A 16,445-nucleotide genomic window follows, 5' to 3' on the forward strand; every position below is an offset into this window, starting at 1 on the left:
CCCCCCGCTTCGACCTCACCCCCGGCACCCCGGACGTCTCCGCCTTCCCCCGCGCCGCCTGGCTCGCCGCCGCCCGCCGCGCGCTGCACGCCGCCCCGAACGACGCGCTCGGCTACGGCACCCCGCAGGGCCGCCCCGAACTGCGCGCGGTCCTCGCCGACTACCTCGCCCGGGTCCGCGGCGTCCGCGCCGACCCGGACCGCATCGTGATCTGCGCCGGATTCATGCAGGGCCTCGCCCTCGTCGCCCGCGCCCTGACCGCCGTCGCCGGAAGCCCGACCACCGTCGCCACCGAGGGCTACGGCCTCGACCTCCACCGCGGCGTCCTCGCCCGCGCCGGACTGCGCACCGTCCCCCTCACCGTCGACGCCCTCGGCGCCCGCACCGCCGAACTCCGGTCGTACGACGGGGTGTCGGCGGCGCTGCTCACCCCGGCGCACCAGTTCCCCACCGGCGTCCCGCTCCACCCCGACCGCCGCGCCGCCGCCCTCGACTGGGCCGTGGCGCAGGACGGCTGGATCCTGGAGGACGACTACGACGGCGAGTTCCGCTACGACCGGCAGCCGGTCGGCGCGCTCCAGGGCCTCGACCCGGACCGGGTGGTCTATCTGGGCACCGCCAGCAAGAGCCTCGTCCCGGCGCTGCGGCTGGCGTGGCTGGTGCTGCCCGACCGCCTCGTCGACCCCGTCCTCGCGGTCAAGAGCGGCGGCGAGTGGCAGTCCGGCGCCCTCGACCAGCTCACCCTCGCGGAGTTCCTGACCGGCGGCGGGTACGACCGCCATGTCCGCGGATCGCGGCAGCGCTACCGGCGGCGCCGCGACCGGCTGGTGGCCGCCCTCGCCGAGCACGCCCCGCACATCGAGGTCTCCGGCATCGCCGCCGGGCTCCACGCCGTCCTCGAACTCCCGCCCGGCACCGAGCAGTCCCTTGTGGAGGCGGCCCGCTGGCAGGGCCTGGCGCTCAACGGGCTGCACGCCTTCCGCGATCCGGCGGCCCGCACGATGCCCGCCCGCGACGGCCTCGTCGTCCCGTACGGCAGGCCCCCGGAACACGCCTTCGGCGGCGCCCTGGAGGCCCTGCTGCGGGCCCTGCCCCCTGACCCCGGCGCGGCCACCGTCTAGGGTTGGCACATTCATACGACTGCTCCACGGGGGAGACGGAAGATGGCTGAAAAAGCACGCCGACGGCTGCGCTCGGGCACGGTGGTCCTCGGCGGGATGGGCGTCCTCGCGGCGACGCTGACCGCCTGCGGCTCGGAGCCCGACAAGCGCTGCGTGGACCGCAACAGCTACGACGCCGCCCGCGGCTACCGCGTCGTCGACGCCAAGTTCTGCCGCTCCGGCAGCGAGACCTCGTCCCACTACGGCACCGGCAACCGCCGCACCGGCAAGCAGTCCGTCAAGGGCCAGTGGTACTACGGCCCCGGCAAGTCCGGCTCGTACGCCGACGGCGGCTCCTTCAGCAAGGGCGGCTCGGTCAGCCGCGGCGGCTTCGGTCACTCCGGCTCCAGCGGCGGGTGAGCGCAGCGTGGAGCGCCACACCCTCACCCCGCGCCCCGGCTGGCAGCAGACCGTCGAGGCGCAGGGGCTGATCTATCCGCTCACCCGCCACCCGGACGGTGAGCTGCGCCCGTACTGGGACGAGAGCGCGTACTACTCCTTCACGCTGCCCGAGGTCGAGGCGCTGGAGGAGACCGTCGAGGAGCTGCACACGATGTGCCTGGCCGCCGCCGAGCACCTCGTCACCCACGACCGCCTCGCCGACCTCGGCATCCACGACCCGCGCGTCGCCGAACTGATCCGCGAGTCCTGGCACCGCCGCGCCGAACTCCCGTCCCTCTACGGCCGGTTCGACCTGCACTACGACGGCACCGGCCCGGCGAAGATGCTGGAGTACAACGCCGACACGCCGACCTCGCTGGTGGAGGCGGCGAGCCCGCAGTGGTTCTGGATGGAGGAGCGCTTCCCCGGCGCCGACCAGTGGAACTCCCTCCACGAACGCCTCGTCGCCGCCTGGAAACGGCAGGCTCCGCTGCTGCCGCCCGGCGCCCCGCTGCACTTCGCGCACTCCGCCGGGGACGAGTTGGGCGAGGACCTGATGACCGTCGCCTACCTGGAGGAGACCGCGCGCCAGGCGGGTCTGGAGACCGTCGCGATCCCCGTCGAGGAGATCGGCTGGGACGATCTGAGCGGCCGCTTCGTCGACCAGCGGCTCCGCTTCCTCCGCGCCTGCTTCAAGCTCTACCCCTGGGAGTGGCTGACCACCGACGCCTTCGGTCCGCACGTCCTGGACACCCTCGACAACGGCGGCGGCACCGGCACCACGCTCTGGATCGAACCGGTCTGGAAGATGCTGCTCTCCAACAAGGCGCTGCTGGCCGTCCTCTGGGAGCTGTACCCGGACCACCCGAACCTCCTCCCCGCCCACCTCGACGGTCCCCGCGAGCTGGCCGACACGACCGGCTACGCCGCCAAGCCGCTGCTGGGCCGCGAGGGCGAGGGCGTCACCCTCCACCCGCCGGGCACCCCGGCGCCGCCGCGCGACCCCCAGGACCCGTGCTGCTACCAGGCGTTGGCGCCGCTCCCGGACTTCGACGGCAACCGCACCGTCCTCGGCGCCTGGGTCGTCGAGAACGAGGCGGCGGGCCTGGGCATCCGCGAATCCTCCGGGTTGATCACGGACGAGTACGCGCGGTTCCTGCCGCATGTGATCCTCTGAGCCGCACCGGCGACGCGCGGGGGAGCGGGACCGGGGCGGGGCGCCGCACGGCGCCGGGCCCGCCCCACCCCGCCGCGCTCCCGGGCGCGCCCCGCGGTCACCGGGGTGCGCCCCCGCGCCCGCCGTCCGGAGCCGCGCGCCCCGGGTGCCGCCGCCCGCCGCCGACCTCGCGCGGGAGAGTTTCCCGGACCTGAGACAATCGACGGCATGGCTCACGATCTCCCGCGGGTGCTCTCCGGCATCCAGCCCACCGCAGGCTCGTTCCACCTCGGCAACTACCTCGGTGCCGTCCGCCAGTGGGTGGCGCTCCAGGAGTCCCACGACGCCTTCTACATGGTCGTCGACCTGCACGCGATCACCGTCCCGCAGGACCCCGCCACGCTGCGGCAGAACACCCGCGTCGCGGTGGCGCAGCTGCTCGCCGCCGGGCTCGACCCCGAGAAGTGCACCCTCTTCGTGCAGAGCCATGTCCCCGAGCACGCCCAGCTCGGCTGGGTGATGAACTGCGTCACCGGCTTCGGTGAGGCGTCCCGGATGACGCAGTTCAAGGACAAGTCCGCCAAGCAGGGCCAGGACCGCACCACCGTCGGTCTCTTCACCTACCCCGTGCTGATGGTCGCCGACATCCTGCTCTACCAGGCCGACCAGGTCCCGGTCGGCGAGGACCAGCGCCAGCACCTGGAGCTGACCCGCGACCTCGCGGACCGCTTCAACACCCGCTTCGGCGACACCTTCACGGTCCCCAACCCGTACATCGTCAAGGAGACCGCGAAGATCTTCGATCTTCAGGACCCGGCGGTGAAGATGAGCAAGTCGGCGTCGTCGCCCAAGGGCATCGTCGACCTGCTCGACGACCCGAAGGCCACCGCGAAGAAGATCAAGAGCGCCGTGACGGACACCGACACCGTCATCCGCTTCGACCGCGAGGCCAAGCCCGGCGTCTCCAACCTCCTCACCATCCTCTCCACCCTCACCGGCACCGGCATCCCCGAGCTGGAGAAGGAGTACGAGGGCAAGATGTACGGCGCCCTCAAGACCGACCTGGCGGGTGTCATGGTCGACTTCGTCACACCCTTCCGGGACCGTACGCAGTCCTACCTCGACGACCCGGCGACGCTCGACGCGATCCTCGCCAAGGGCGCCGAGAAGGCCCGCGCGGTGGCCGCCGAGACCCTGGCCACCACCTATGACCGGCTGGGATTCCTCCCCGCCGCTCGCTGACCGGCACCCCGCCGGGCCGGTCACACCCCGGCCCGGCGGGCCCCCGGACGGACCACCGAAGCGGCCCCGCCGGGCCGCCCCGCCCCGCCTGCCCGGGGCCCGCACCGCCGCCGGGCGGTGCCCACACGCGTCACACTGGTAACGGTGCGACGCCTCGGACGAAGCGGCGCACCCCGTCGTGCGGCCCCCTGCGGGGCGGCCGTCGGCACAGCGCACACAGTGGAGGGAGAACACAGTGGGGACCGTAACGCTGGGCGTTTCGATCGCGGTCCCGGAGCCTTACGGCAGCTACCTCCAAAGGCAGCGCGAGGGCTTCGGCGACAGCGCCGCACAGGGCATCCCCACCCACATCACCCTGCTGCCACCGACCGAGGTCGACCGGGACGCGCTGCCCGCCGTCGAACGCCACCTCGCCGAGGTCGCCGCGGGCTGCCGCCCCTTCCCGCTCCGCCTGGAGGGCACCGACACCTTCCGCCCGCTGTCGCCCGTCGTCTTCGTGAAGGTCGCCGAGGGCGAGGAGGGCTGCGCCGCCCTCCAGGCCCGCGTCCGCGCCGCCGACGGCCCCTGCGCCCGTGAGCTGCAGTTCCCGTACCACCCGCACGTCACCGTCGCCCACCACCTCGACGACGCCGCGATGGACCGCGCCCAGCACGCCCTGCGCGACTTCCGCGCCACCTGGACCATCGGCGGCTTCGCCCTCTACGAACAGGGCGCCGACGCCGTCTGGCGCCTGGAGCGCGAGTACCCCTTCGGCCCCCGCACCGCGACCGTCCCCCGCCAGGCGGACCTGACCCGCCCCCCGGCCCCGTCCTGCTGAGAGGCCGTACGGCGCCCGTACGGGGGCGCGGGCGCGGGCCCATGATCATTTCCCCGCGCCGGGCCCGTACGGGCCGGAGAGCCGCGTTCCGGGCCCGCGGCGGCTACAGCGCCAGCCGCCGGAACGTCCGCCGCGGCACATGCCGCAGCGCCGCCATCACATACCGCAGCTTCCCCGGCACCCACACCACCTCCGAGCGGCGGCGCAGCCCCTCCTCGACCGCCTCGGCGACCTCCTCCGGCGTGGTCACCAGCGGCGCCGCCGCCAGCTCCGGCGTCATCCGCGTCCGCACCCGGCCCGGCCGCACCACCATGACGTGCACCCCCGACCCGTGCAGCGCGTCGCCGAGCCCCTGCGCGAACGCGTCCAACCCCGCCTTGCTCGACCCGTAGAGGAAGTCCGAACGCCGGGCCCGCTCGGACGACGCCGACGACAGCACGACCAGGGAGCCGCCCCGCTGGTGGCGCAGCTCCTGACCGCAGATGAGGGCGGCGGAGACGGCGCCGGTGTAGTTGGTCTGCGCGAGCCGGACCGCGTGCCGGGTGTCGCGTTCGTCGCGCGGCTGGTCCCCGAGCACCCCGAACGCCAGCAGCACCATGTCCAGCTCACCCTCGGCGAAGACCGCCTCCAGCGTCTCCCGGTGGCTCCCCGTCTCCAGCGCGTCGAACGCGACGGTCCGCACCTCCGCGCCGTACGCCCGCAGCCGCTCCGCCGCCTCCTCCAGGCCCGGTGACGGCCGTCCGGCCAGCCAGATCGTCCGGGTGCGGCGGGCGGCCAGCCGCTCCGCGGTGGCCAGGGCGATCTCGGAGGTCCCGCCGAGCACCAGCAGCGACCGCGGGCTCCCACACGCGTCGTCCATGCCGCGACCGTAGACGGTGTGACATCCCTACTAGTCGTCCGAACCGCCCGCCCCGACCGCGTCTCGCCCGAACGGGTGGCCGCCTCCGTACGACGGGCCGGAACCGGCAGCCGTACCCACCGGATTCCGGGGTACGCGGAGGCTAAGGTTCCGGATCACCCGGCCTGACGACGTGCGACGAGGGGAACGCCATGGACTGGCTGAGCAGGCTGCCGCTGATCGGACCGGCGGTGACCTGGCTGATGACCACTCACCTGTGGCGCGCCTGGACCCGGATACAGCGGGTGCACTGGACCCGGCTGGCCGCCGCGATCACCTTCACCAGCTTCGTCGCGCTCTTCCCGCTGATCACCGTCGGCGCCGCGATCGGCGCCACCGTCCTCAGCAAGAGCCAACTCCACTCCCTGGAGACCCGGCTCGCCGCCCAGATCCCCGGCATCTCCGGCCAACTCGACCTGGGCGCCCTGGTCGACAACGCCGGAACCGTCGGCCTCATCGCGGGCGCCGCCCTGCTCTTCACCGGTATCGGCTGGATCCAGGCGCTCCGCGACTGCCTGCGCGCCGTCTGGGAGCGGGCGGACGACGAGACCAACTTCTTCCTCGGCAAGCTCCGCGACGGCGCCGTCCTCATCGGGCTCGGCGGCGTCGCCCTGCTCTCCGTCGCCTGCTCCGTCTTCGCCACCGCCGCCGTCGGCCGCGCCGCCGACACCGTGGGCCTGGGCGGGGGCGGCGTCGGCGGCGCCCTGCTGACCGCCGCCGGCTTCTGCATCGCCGTCCTGGCCGACTTCCTGCTGCTGGTCTACGTCCTGACCCGGCTGCCCGGCGTCCACCCCCCGCGCCGCGCCGTCGTGCTCGCCGGCCTCATCGGCGCCGTCGGCTTCGAACTGCTGAAACTCCTGCTCAGCGGCTACCTCAAGGGCGTCGCCGCCAAGAGCATGTACGGCGCCTTCGGCACCCCCATCGCCCTCCTCCTCTGGATCAACTTCACCGCGAAGCTCCTGGTCTTCTGCGCGGCATGGACGGCCACCCAGGAATCGACGGCGGGAGCCGAGAAGGACGAGGCCCCGGAGACGGACCCGAAACCGAAACCGGGAAACCCCCTCGGCCCGCCCCCGGGGAAGCGTTGAATCCGCCCCTCCGACGGGTAGTTGGCCCGCAAGGGGGCCACTGAACCCCTACGGGATCCTCCGTACGGGATTCGCCCTACGGGGCCGCCCTTACGGGTTCAGCGGGTACGGGCGCGCCCCTACGGGTTCAGCCGTACGGGCCCGCCCCTACGGGATCAGCGGTACGGACTCGCCCCCACGGGATCAGCCGTACGGACTCGCCCCTACGGGACCAGCCCTACGGGCCCGCCCTCACAGGGTCGGGCCCGTACCGGCTCACAGGGGCGGCCCCACGTCACCGGCGCCGCCGCGACCCCCGCCGTACCGCCTCCGGCAGCGGCCGACGGCGGCGTACGAAGAGGGCCACCGCCCCCACCACGACCAGCGCCCCACCGGCCACCCCGACCGCGGTCCACGCCCCGCTCGACGTATCCGTCGCGTTCAGCGCGGACGGGTCCTGGCCCTTCCCGGGCTTGGCGTCGTCACCGGCGGCGCCGTGGTGCCCGGCGGCCGTCGCGTCCCCCTCCTCGCTCCGCGGCCCGACCAGCCGCCCGACCGGCGCGACCTTGCCCGCCGCCGAGAACCCCCAGTCGAAGAGCGCCGCGGTCTCCTTGTACGCCTCGTTGTGCTCCTTCTTCTCCGGGTTCATCACGGTGACCAGCAACTTGCGCTCACCGCGCTGGGCGACCCCGGTGAACGTCGACCCGGCGTTCGTCGTCGACCCGTTCTTCACCCCGGCGATCCCCGGATACGGCTTGATGTCGTAATCGCCGCTCAGCAGCCGGTTGGTGTTCTGAATGCCGAACGACTCCCGCTTGCCGTTCTTGCCCTTGTCCCCCGGGAACTGCGCGTTCGCCGTCGAGCAGTACTCCCGGAAGTCGGCGTTCTGCAGCCCGGCGCGCGCGAAGAGGCTCAGGTCGTACGCGCTGGAGACCTGGCCCGGCGCGTCGTAGCCGTCCGGGGTGACGACATGGGTGTCGACGGCGTTGAGGTCCTTGGCCCGCTGCCGCATCTCCGCGACCGTCGCCGCGGTGCCGCCGTTCATCGCCGAGAGCGTGTGCACCGCGTCGTTCCCGGACCGCAGGAAGACCCCGAGCCACAGATCGTGGACGGTGTACGTCAGGTTCTCCTTTATCCCCACCAGGCTGCTGCCCTCGCCCATGCCCTGCAGGTCCGCCGGCTTGACCGTGTACTTCTCGCCCTTGGGGAACTTCGGCAGAACCGTATCGGCGAACAGCATCTTCAACGTGCTGGCGGGCGGCAGCTGCCAGTGCGGGTTCTTCGCCGCCAGCACCTCACCCGTCTCCGCGTCCGACACGATCCACGACCGCGCCGTGATGTCCCGCGGCACCTTCGGCGCCCCGTCCTTCAGCTGCACCTGCACCCCCGGCACACCCAGCCGCTCACCCCCGACCCGCGACATCACCGCGGGCGGCACGGGCTCCTTCGCCCGCTCCTCCCCGCCACCGTCCGCGGCATACGCGCCACCACCGGCCACCACGGGCGGCACCAACAGCGCGGACAGCACAAACACGGAAACGGCACGACGCCCACGGGGGGCGGGGGGCGCCGTACGGGGGCCTGGGACGTGGGAGGCGGCGGGTGCTGTACGGGCACCCGGGACGTTGGACGCGGCGCCCCGGCGGGAGGCCCCTCGGGGCGCGGGCGGGGGGAGCGGGGAGGAGGACATCATCGACACGCCCGCGAACGTACCCGCCGCCCCTGTGCCACCGCCCGCCACCCTGCGAATTCTTGCCCCCGCCGCCCGCTTCCCGACCGCCCCGCCCATACTGGAAGCCATGAAGCTCTCTCGCCCCGTCTCCTGGTTCCTGCTCGCCTTCGGGGTCTGGAGCTGGTTCATCTGGATCACTTTCGTCAAGAATCTCTGGCAGGACGGCAGCGGCCTCGCCTTCAACGACATGGGCGACCCGACCCCCTACTTCTGGATCCACCTCCTGCTGGCGGTGGCCTCCTTTCTCCTGGGGACGGCAATCGGCGTACTCGGGTTCCGCTCCGTCCGCACCCTCCACCGCGAACGGACGAAGGGGGACGGCTCCGGCCCGACCTCGGCGGAGTAACGGACTCTCCAGGCATTTCTCAGAAATGCTGTTGCTCGGCCCCGGGCGGGAGAAAACATGGGGTGCTCACCGAGAACCGGAGGAGATTCGGCGGTTTCACGGAGTCGGCGATGAGACTGAATCGCTCCTTTTCGTGGTACCCGTACAGCAGCACCTCAGGGCGCGCGGGCCGTTCCTCGTAGCTCGTGATTTTTACGGCATGCTCCTCCAGAGCATGCCGCACCTTCCGCACCGCTTCGATGTGCTTCCCCTGCGGTAGGTGCGCGTAGACGGTGTAACTAAGGGTGAAACGACCGTCGTCGGCCACCTCGTCGTTCTGCCCGACACAGTCCTCGAAAGACTCCAACGGTGGCGGCGCATCGGCGACGGAAACCCCCGCGTAATGCGCCATGACATTCGTGTACTGCTTTGCCCAACTCAACGCGGCCGTGCGAATTTTACGTGGCAGTGGCTTATTGAGAGCGGCATCATTCTGAGACATACAGCCTCCGGTGAAGAGCGTGACCGAGAAGGTCAGCAGTAGCGCGAACGAGCGAGACGGACGCAGTCGGGACATAAAATTCTCACTGGGCGAATGCGGGCCCACCGGGCGCGACTGGCACCACGGGGGTCACGGGGTGGTCCTGGCGTTTGGAGGGGAATCGACAGACTGGCTGGGGCGTGACCTTGATGGGAAGCGCGAATCCCATGAGCGAACTGCCGTAGATCCGGCCGGCATCTCCTGCACACCCTTTAATCGCGACGCCCAGATTTCCGGCTTCCGATCCAGGAATCTCCGGAGCGTCGCAGCCGAGCCAGTAGATCATTGAAGTGTCTGCCCATGGGTCGGCCCTCTGCACTGCCCACCCCGTAATGACCTGTCCAGTCTGAGTTACTTACGCATCGAACAAGTCAAATATCTGCTTTCTGGTGATTGGGGTGACCAGTGACCGCTCGGCGGTGTGCCCCAGTTGTGCGACTTGGTCGCCGTGGGTGGACGAGGCTTTGAAGGGAAGGGTTGCCTCGGGTTGGTAACAACAGGTCTACGGAGCGTGGCGCAATCTGCTGCTAAATCGGACACATCAGGACTTTCGATGTTGCCCTGGCAGGACCTAACTCCCTAGTATTGACACTCTTTGACGCTGCTCTGGCTGGACGCTCGCCGGGGCGCGGAGGGCAGGGCAACGGGGGTAGTGATGACTGAAAAGTTCAAGGTCGATCTCGATGAACTGGATGACGTGGTGCGCCAGCTCAAGCGTCTCCGGAAAGAGATGGACGAACCCAGTCAGAAGGTGAAGTTCAGCACGCACATCCCGGATTCGGCCTTCGGCGGGGACTTCATCGAGCGCGGAAAGCTCGCCGGTGCGCACGACCGCATGCAGGGCTACATGACGGATGTGATCGACGCGCTCCAGGACGTGATCCACGAATTCGGCGAGAAGACCGAGGCCAGCCGTGGCGGCTACGAGGACCAGGAGCACAGGACCAAGACCTCGATGAACGGCTGACCAGGAAGGTCGAGCAAGGACGTATTCACGCGACGTTGACGAGGGGGAGTCTGCATGGTTGACGCGGCAGAGGAGCACAGGAACGCCCAGGCGATGGAGAGAAACCGGAAGGCTGAGGAGCGGTCGGACCGCCTCAAGTCCTTCCAGGGACATCGGCTCACGCCGACCTCTCCGTCGGACTTTCACCACCGAGGTATCAACGAGCTTCGTTCGCTGGTCGAGCATGCCAAGCCGGGTGCCATCGAGTCGTCCGGCGAGCACTGGCGGGCTTCCGCGGACCGGCTGGCGGGGCATGACGGCACGGGCGGCATCCGCAAGGCGTTCATGGCCGCTGTCGACCACGCTTCGGAGCATTGGGAGGGCACGGCGGCCAACGCGTTCCGCCGTGAAGCCGCCAAGGTCCTGAAGAAGATCGACAAGACGTACCAGCACGCGCGTGTGGTGGAGCGCACCCTCATCGGCACGCGCGGGACCGGGCCGGAAATAGGGGTGGCGCACAGCCTCCGTAAAGCCCAGCAGGCCATGGCCAAGATCAAGGATCCCGGAAAGGTCGAGAGCGCCTTCAACGCCTCCGGGGACGACGCCCAGTTCCACAAGGACATGGCGAATCCCAAGATGGATGCGCGCATGGCGCTGGAGCTCAACCGCGATGAGCTTTCCCTGAGCAAGGAGCGTCAGGTGGAGGCCGTCATCGTCATGGACGAGTTGGCCGCCAACTACGACGCTCACTCAAAGGTGTTGGAAGAGAGCGTCGACCCGGGGGGCGTGCACGGAGACTGGCCGAAGGAGCCTTCCACCAGGCATTCTCCGCCGCCGGTCAACATGCCGGACACCGGCGGCCACCGGCCCACCCCGTCCGTGGTGCAGCCGAACATGCCGAACGGCGGAGGCGGACACGCCGTCCCCCCTGGCTTCGACGGCCCCACGATCAAGCGTCCGGAAATCCCTGTGCAGACCGGTCTGGACGGTCTGCAGGGCGGAACTCTCACTCCTCCGCCGGTCGCTGGAGGCACCATCGGAGGCGGCGGCGTCCCGGGCGGACATTCGACCGGGACGCCCGGGGGGACCTCGGGTGGCATGGTCCCGCCGGGCTTCATCGGCATGCCGGGCGGCCGTGGTGCCTCCGGCGGTGGCCGGGGCGCGAGTGTGCCCGGCGGCATGGGACGTCCGGGCGGAGCCGGAGGTCTTGGAGCCGGAGGCAAGGGCGCGGCCGCGGGGGCTCGCGGCGGAGCGCAGGCCCGTACGCGGGGCGGAGTGGTCGGCAAGCCGGGCGGTCCCGCAGGCGGAGCGAAGCAGGGCGGCTCCGGTCTGCATCGCAGTCGAGGCGGCTCCCAGGCGGGCAAGGGTATGGCCGGTGCTGGAGCCGGTGGGAAAGACAAGGGCAAGCGGAAGAACGAGGGTCCCACCAACCAGCGTCCCGACTACCTTGTCGAGGACGAAGAGACGTGGAATTCGCAGCGTAAGGTGGCGCCTCGCGTCATCGAGTGAGTCCAAGTCCCGGTTGTAAACGTGACGGTCGGGCTCGAAGCTCCGCATGTGGGGATCGAGCCCGACCGGTGTTGCCGTCCAGACAGCAGAGCGAGAGGGAGCGAAGATGAGGGTCACCCGGACATTGCGCGCCACGGTGGGCGCCGCGTTGACGGGAGCGCTGCTGCTGTCCGCCGGCGGAGCCGCGTACGCGGACTCCGTTCGGAGCAACCAGTGGCCGCTGACGGCCTTCGGCGCGGAGAAGCTGTGGGAGTCGGCCACCGGCAAGGGGGTCACCGTCGCCGTCCTCGACGGAGGGTTCCGGGAGAGCCACCAGGACCTGACCGGTCAGTTCGTCACCGGGAAGAACTTCGCGAACACCTCGCAGGGGGACGGCTCCGACTCCCTGGCCGACGGGGAGGACATCCGCGACCACGGCACGGCGATGGCCGGGATCATCGCGGGCCACGGGCACGGGCCCGGTGGCTCCCAGGGCGTGAAGGGGTTGGCGCCGGGGTCCAAGATCATGCCGGTGCCGACGTACAAGAACGCCGCGGCGGCGGTCCGGTGGGCGGCCGAGCACGGCGCGGGCGTCATCAACATGTCCTTCATCGAGACGCAGTCGACGGACATCTGCCCGGCGATCCATTACGCCCTGGAGAAGGGCGCGGTGGTGGTGGCCGGTGTCGGCAACGACGCCGTGGCGGACAAGGAGTATCCGGCCGCATGCCCGGGGGCGATCGGCGTCGGGGCGGTGGACGAATACGGTGAGGCGTCCGACTCGAACAACTACAACGCCACCCTCGACCTGCTCGCTCCCGGGGTGAAGATCCCCGTCGCCATGGGCAAGAGCGACACCGACTACCGCACCGCGGACGGCAGCTCGGCGGCCACCGCCTACGTCTCCGCCGCCGCCGCTCTGCTCAAGGAGAAGTTTCCGGACCTCACGCCCGGGCAGATTGCGAACCGGCTGGTGAAGACCGCCGGGCTGGCGCAGGCGGAGAAGGACAGGAGTCTCAAGCTTCCCGACGACCACTACGGTTACGGGTACATCCAGCCGGGGCCGGCGCTGCGGCGGGACATTCCCGCCGGGCCTGTGGCCGGGCCGTTGCCGATGCCGGCGGGGAAGGCGTCGAAGACGCCGGTCGTGGCCGGTGCGGACAAGGGGCAGGACCCCGATCCGCCGATGGGTGGGAAGCAGGCGGTGCTGCTGTACGGCGGTATCGGGCTGGGCGTGGTCCTCGTGCTCGGCGTGATCATCGGCGGGGTGGCCCTTGTGCGCCGTAAGGGGAATGCGGGCAGCCAGTCCTGGGGCTGATCCCGGAGCGCCCCCCCCGCGAACACACGAATACGGCTGAGGCCGCCGCCCGACACCGGGCGGCGGCCTCAGCCGTTGTGCGGGGCACAGGCACGGGCACGCGCCCACGCACCCACGCACAGAAAAACCCGGACGACACGCCCAGGCTGTCGCTGTTACGTTCCTGGTCATGGAGCCCGTAGGTGAAAAAGAGATCCGTGCGTCCTTCGTGAACTGTTCGAAGGGGGAGGCGAGCAGGATCGCTCTGCCCCGGGAGAGGGAGGAACTGCCCTGGGCGGACCTCGACTTTCTCGGATGGCGGGACCAGGGGGCGCCGGACCGGAGTTATCTGGTGGTGCCGCGGGCGGACGGGCTGGTCGGGGTGACGCTGCGGGTGCCGCAGGGGGTGCGGCGGAGTTTCACGAAGACGACGGTCTGCTCGGTGTGCCTCACGGGGCACCCCGGCTCCGGCGTCAGTCTGCTCGCCGCCCGCCGTGCGGGCGCCTCCGGTCGCGAGGGGAACACCGTGGGCGCGTATTTCTGCGCCGATCTCGCCTGTTCGCTGTACGTCCGGGGGAAGAAGCGGTCGCAGCTCGCCGCCCGGTACGAGGAGACGCTGCCGGTCGAGGAGCGGATCGCCCGGATGAAGGGGAATCTGGACGAGTTCCTGGAGAAGGTGACGGCGAGGAAGTGAGGGGAGCGTCCCCGCCCCGCACGCAAGAGGCCCCATATGCGAGAAGCCCGCATGCAAGAGGCCCCGCACGCAAGAGGCCCCGCACCCATCGAGTGGGTGCGGGGCCTCTTGCGTAAGCCGTGAGCCCGAGACCTGCCGTCACCGGGTGACGGCAGGCCCGTAGGGGGTCAGAAGCGCCGGGTGATCAGCGCGCGCTTGACCTCCTGGATGGCCTTGGTGACCTCGATACCGCGCGGGCAGGCGTCCGTGCAGTTGAAGGTCGTACGGCAGCGCCAGACGCCGTCCTTGTCGTTGAGGATTTCGAGACGCTGCTCGCCACCCTCGTCGCGGCTGTCGAAGATGAAGCGGTGCGCGTTGACGATCGCGGCGGGGCCGAAGTACTGACCGTCGTTCCAGAACACCGGGCAGGACGACGTGCACGCGGCGCACAGGATGCACTTGGTGGTGTCGTCGAACCGCTCGCGGTCCTCGGGGGACTGCAGGCGCTCGCGGGTCGGCTCGTTGCCCTTGGTGATCAGGAAGGGCATCACATCGCGGTACGCCTGGAAGAACGGCTCCATGTCCACGACCAGGTCCTTGAGGACCGTCAGGCCCTTGATGGCCTCGATCGTGATCGGCTTCTGCGGGTTGATGTCCTTGATCAGCGTCTTGCACGCCAGACGGTTCTTACCGTTGATGCGCATGGCGTCGCTGCCGCAGATGCCGTGGGCGCAGGAGCGGCGGAACGTCAGGGTGCCGTCCTGGTCCCACTTGATCTTGTGGAGGGCGTCGAGGACACGCTCCTTCGGGTCGATGTCGAGCTCGAAGTCCTGCCAGCTCGCCTCCTCCGAGACCTCCGGGTTGAACCGGCGGATCCGGAAGGTGACCTTGATCGTGTGGGAAGCGGTGTTCTCGGCCGCGTCCAGTGCCGCGGAGTGCTTGTCGAGAGTCGGGGTGCTCATCAGTACTTACGCTCCATCGGCTGGTAGCGGGTCTGGACGACCGGCTTGTAGTCGAGACGGATCGACTCCTTGCCGTCCGCGCCGACCTCGCGGTACGCCATGGTGTGCCGCATGAAGTTGACGTCGTCGCGGTTCGGGAAGTCCTCGCGGTAGTGACCGCCGCGGGACTCCTTACGGGCCAGGGCGGAGACCGCCATGACCTCGGCCAGGTCGAGGAGGTTGCCCAGCTCGATGGCCTCCAGCAGGTCGGTGTTGAACCGCTTGCCCTTGTCCTGGATGGACACGTTCAGGTAGCGCTCGCGCAGCTCGCCGATCTTCTCGACCGCGGTCTTGATCGTCTGCTCGGTGCGGAACACCATCACATTGGCGTCCATGCACTCCTGCAGCTCCTTGCGGAGCTCGGTGACGCGCTCGGTGCCGGTGGAGTTGCGCAGCCGCTCGACCTGGTCGATGACCTGCTGCGCCGGGTCCTCGGGCAGCTCGACGAAGTCGTGGTCCGCGCAGTACTCGGCGGCGGCGATGCCCGCACGACGCCCGAAGACGTTGATGTCGAGCAGCGAGTTGGTGCCGAGGCGGTTGGCGCCGTGCACGGAGACGCAGGCGACCTCACCGGCGGCGTACAGACCCGGGACGACGGTGGTGTTGTCCGAGAGGACCTCACCCTCGACGTTGGTCGGGATGCCGCCCATGGCGTAGTGCGCGGTCGGCTGGATCGGGATCGGGTCCGTGTAGGGCTCGATACCGAGGTAGGTGCGCGCGAACTCCGTGATGTCCGGGAGCTTGGCGTCCAGCTGCTCCGGCGGCAGGTGCGTGAGGTCGAGGTAGACGTGGTCGCCCTCGGGACCGCAGCCGCGGCCCTCACGGATCTCCGTGTAGATGGAGCGGGACACGACGTCACGGGACGCGAGGTCCTTCATGACCGGCGCGTACTTCTCCATGAAGCGCTCGCCGTCCTTGTTGCGGAGGATGCCGCCCTCACCACGGGCGCCCTCCGTCAGCAGGATGCCCATCCGCCAGATGCCGGTCGGGTGGAACTGGAAGAACTCCATGTCCTCCAGCGGCAGACCCCGGCGGTAGCAGGCGGCCTGGCCGTCACCGGTCAGGGTGTGGGCGTTCGACGTCACCTTGAAGAACTTGCCGGTGCCGCCCGAGGCGTAGATCACCGACTTCGCCTGGAAGACGTGGATCTCGCCGGTGGCCAGCTCGTAGGCGACGACGCCGGCGGACTTCTTGACGCCGTCCTCCTCGACGACCAGCTGGTCCAGGACGTAGAACTCGTTGAAGAACTCCACGCCCTCCTTGACGCAGTTCTGGTAGAGCGTCTGGAGGATCATGTGGCCGGTGCGGTCGCCCGAGTAGCAGGCACGGCGGACCGGGGCCTCACCGTGGTTGCGGGAGTGACCGCCGAACCGGCGCTGGTCGATCTCGCCCTTGGGCGTACGGCCGAACGGCAGGCCCATCTTCTCCAGGTCGAGAACGGCGTCGATGGCCTCCTTCGCCAGGATCTCGGCGGCGTCCTGGTCGACCAGGTAGTCGCCGCCCTTGATCGTGTCGAAGGTGTGCCACTCCCAGTTGTCCTCCTCGACGTTGGCCAGGGCGGCGGCCATGCCGCCCTGCGCCGCGCCGGTGTGGGAGCGGGTCGGGTAGAGCTTCGTCAGGACCGCGGTGCGGCTGCGCTTCGTCGACTCGATCGCCGCGCGCATGCCCGCGCCACCGGCGCCGACGATGACGGTGTCGTACTTGTGGATCTTCATAGGTCT

The 16,445-nt window shown here is 70.2% G+C and carries 16 protein-coding genes; 11 read left to right on the top strand and 5 right to left on the bottom strand.

What is annotated here, in order from left to right; genetic code table 11:
- The 5 genes from IF23_RS0117220 to IF23_RS0117240 all read left to right on the top strand — a co-directional run.
- A partial coding sequence (locus IF23_RS0117220) for an aminotransferase-like domain-containing protein (protein WP_030284574.1) occupies nt 1-1,121 on the top strand: 1,121 nt, incomplete at its 5' end.
- A gap of 42 nt (nt 1,122-1,163) precedes the next feature.
- Nucleotides 1,164-1,520 carry a hypothetical protein gene (locus tag IF23_RS0117225; protein WP_030284577.1) on the top strand — a complete coding sequence of 119 codons (357 nt, stop codon included), beginning with the start codon at nt 1,164-1,166 and terminating at the stop codon, nt 1,518-1,520.
- A 7-nt stretch (nt 1,521-1,527) separates the two neighbouring features.
- Nucleotides 1,528-2,718: a glutathionylspermidine synthase family protein gene (locus tag IF23_RS0117230; RefSeq protein ID WP_030284579.1), complete on the top strand. Its 1,191-nt coding sequence runs from the start codon at nt 1,528-1,530 to the stop codon at nt 2,716-2,718.
- A 207-nt stretch (nt 2,719-2,925) separates the two neighbouring features.
- Nucleotides 2,926-3,939: a tryptophan--tRNA ligase gene (gene trpS / locus IF23_RS0117235; RefSeq protein WP_030284581.1), complete on the top strand. Its 1,014-nt coding sequence runs from the start codon at nt 2,926-2,928 to the stop codon at nt 3,937-3,939.
- A 235-nt stretch (nt 3,940-4,174) separates the two neighbouring features.
- Nucleotides 4,175-4,756: a 2'-5' RNA ligase family protein gene (locus IF23_RS0117240; RefSeq protein ID WP_030284583.1), complete on the top strand. Its 582-nt coding sequence runs from the start codon at nt 4,175-4,177 to the stop codon at nt 4,754-4,756.
- A 103-nt stretch (nt 4,757-4,859) separates the two neighbouring features.
- On the opposite strand, the gene dprE2 is transcribed toward IF23_RS0117240, so the two are convergent.
- Complete coding sequence (dprE2, locus tag IF23_RS0117245; protein WP_030284584.1) at nt 4,860-5,615, bottom strand: decaprenylphospho-beta-D-erythro-pentofuranosid-2-ulose 2-reductase; 756 nt, start codon at nt 5,613-5,615, stop codon at nt 4,860-4,862.
- A gap of 191 nt (nt 5,616-5,806) precedes the next feature.
- Between dprE2 and IF23_RS0117250 the strand changes: the two genes are divergently transcribed.
- On the top strand, nt 5,807-6,742 hold the full coding sequence (locus IF23_RS0117250; protein WP_051739657.1) for a YihY/virulence factor BrkB family protein: 936 nt from the start codon (nt 5,807-5,809) through the stop codon (nt 6,740-6,742).
- A 274-nt stretch (nt 6,743-7,016) separates the two neighbouring features.
- On the opposite strand, the gene IF23_RS0117255 is transcribed toward IF23_RS0117250, so the two are convergent.
- On the bottom strand, nt 7,017-8,219 hold the full coding sequence (locus IF23_RS0117255; protein ID WP_483855136.1) for a D-alanyl-D-alanine carboxypeptidase family protein: 1,203 nt from the start codon (nt 8,217-8,219) through the stop codon (nt 7,017-7,019).
- A gap of 301 nt (nt 8,220-8,520) precedes the next feature.
- Here IF23_RS0117255 and IF23_RS0117260 point away from each other — a divergent pair, with 301 nt between their 5' ends.
- On the top strand, nt 8,521-8,799 hold the full coding sequence (locus IF23_RS0117260) for an SCO4848 family membrane protein (protein WP_030284590.1): 279 nt from the start codon (nt 8,521-8,523) through the stop codon (nt 8,797-8,799).
- A 19-nt stretch (nt 8,800-8,818) separates the two neighbouring features.
- Here the strand turns inward: IF23_RS0117260 and IF23_RS0117265 are convergent, their stop codons facing one another.
- Nucleotides 8,819-9,355: a hypothetical protein gene (locus tag IF23_RS0117265; RefSeq protein WP_157848024.1), complete on the bottom strand. Its 537-nt coding sequence runs from the start codon at nt 9,353-9,355 to the stop codon at nt 8,819-8,821.
- A gap of 559 nt (nt 9,356-9,914) precedes the next feature.
- Between IF23_RS0117265 and IF23_RS0117270 the strand changes: the two genes are divergently transcribed.
- From IF23_RS0117270 to IF23_RS0117285, 4 genes are all read left to right on the top strand, one after another.
- On the top strand, nt 9,915-10,286 hold the full coding sequence (locus tag IF23_RS0117270) for a hypothetical protein (RefSeq protein WP_245655010.1): 372 nt from the start codon (nt 9,915-9,917) through the stop codon (nt 10,284-10,286).
- A 54-nt stretch (nt 10,287-10,340) separates the two neighbouring features.
- Nucleotides 10,341-11,774 (top strand): hypothetical protein, encoded by a 1,434-nt coding sequence (locus IF23_RS0117275; RefSeq protein WP_030284596.1) that lies wholly within the window; start codon nt 10,341-10,343, stop codon nt 11,772-11,774.
- A 106-nt stretch (nt 11,775-11,880) separates the two neighbouring features.
- A complete protein-coding gene (locus IF23_RS0117280) occupies nt 11,881-13,071 on the top strand; it encodes a S8 family peptidase (RefSeq protein WP_030284598.1) in 1,191 nt (396 codons plus the stop codon).
- 169 nt (nt 13,072-13,240) lie between these two features.
- On the top strand, nt 13,241-13,744 hold the full coding sequence (locus IF23_RS0117285) for an FBP domain-containing protein (protein ID WP_030284599.1): 504 nt from the start codon (nt 13,241-13,243) through the stop codon (nt 13,742-13,744).
- A gap of 167 nt (nt 13,745-13,911) precedes the next feature.
- On the opposite strand, the gene IF23_RS0117290 is transcribed toward IF23_RS0117285, so the two are convergent.
- Together IF23_RS0117290 and sdhA are read right to left on the bottom strand one after the other, a co-directional pair.
- Nucleotides 13,912-14,685: a succinate dehydrogenase iron-sulfur subunit gene (locus IF23_RS0117290; protein ID WP_030284601.1), complete on the bottom strand. Its 774-nt coding sequence runs from the start codon at nt 14,683-14,685 to the stop codon at nt 13,912-13,914.
- Nucleotides 14,685-16,439 carry a succinate dehydrogenase flavoprotein subunit gene (sdhA, locus tag IF23_RS0117295; protein ID WP_030284603.1) on the bottom strand — a complete coding sequence of 585 codons (1,755 nt, stop codon included), beginning with the start codon at nt 16,437-16,439 and terminating at the stop codon, nt 14,685-14,687. Before sdhA ends, IF23_RS0117290 begins: the two co-directional genes overlap by 1 nt.
- Between the last annotated feature and the right edge of the window lie 6 nt (nt 16,440-16,445).

The organism is Streptomyces catenulae (assembly GCF_000718015.1).
Lineage (GTDB): Bacteria > Actinomycetota > Actinomycetes > Streptomycetales > Streptomycetaceae > Streptomyces > Streptomyces catenulae.

Excerpts from the sequence above, each read along its gene's own strand:
- dprE2 (WP_030284584.1), bottom strand. The coding sequence starts at position 5,615 with ATGGACGACGCGTGTGGGAGCCCGCGGTCGCTGCTGGTGCTCGGCGGG.
- IF23_RS0117260 (WP_030284590.1), top strand. The coding sequence starts at position 8,521 with ATGAAGCTCTCTCGCCCCGTCTCCTGGTTCCTGCTCGCCTTCGGGGTC.
- trpS (WP_030284581.1), top strand. The coding sequence starts at position 2,926 with ATGGCTCACGATCTCCCGCGGGTGCTCTCCGGCATCCAGCCCACCGCA.
- IF23_RS0117250 (WP_051739657.1), top strand. The coding sequence starts at position 5,807 with ATGGACTGGCTGAGCAGGCTGCCGCTGATCGGACCGGCGGTGACCTGG.
- IF23_RS0117290 (WP_030284601.1), bottom strand. The coding sequence starts at position 14,685 with ATGAGCACCCCGACTCTCGACAAGCACTCCGCGGCACTGGACGCGGCC.
- IF23_RS0117280 (WP_030284598.1), top strand. The coding sequence starts at position 11,881 with ATGAGGGTCACCCGGACATTGCGCGCCACGGTGGGCGCCGCGTTGACG.
- sdhA (WP_030284603.1), bottom strand. The coding sequence starts at position 16,439 with ATGAAGATCCACAAGTACGACACCGTCATCGTCGGCGCCGGTGGCGCG.
- IF23_RS0117285 (WP_030284599.1), top strand. The coding sequence starts at position 13,241 with ATGGAGCCCGTAGGTGAAAAAGAGATCCGTGCGTCCTTCGTGAACTGT.
- IF23_RS0117265 (WP_157848024.1), bottom strand. The coding sequence starts at position 9,355 with ATGTCCCGACTGCGTCCGTCTCGCTCGTTCGCGCTACTGCTGACCTTC.
- IF23_RS0117225 (WP_030284577.1), top strand. The coding sequence starts at position 1,164 with ATGGCTGAAAAAGCACGCCGACGGCTGCGCTCGGGCACGGTGGTCCTC.
- IF23_RS0117275 (WP_030284596.1), top strand. The coding sequence starts at position 10,341 with ATGGTTGACGCGGCAGAGGAGCACAGGAACGCCCAGGCGATGGAGAGA.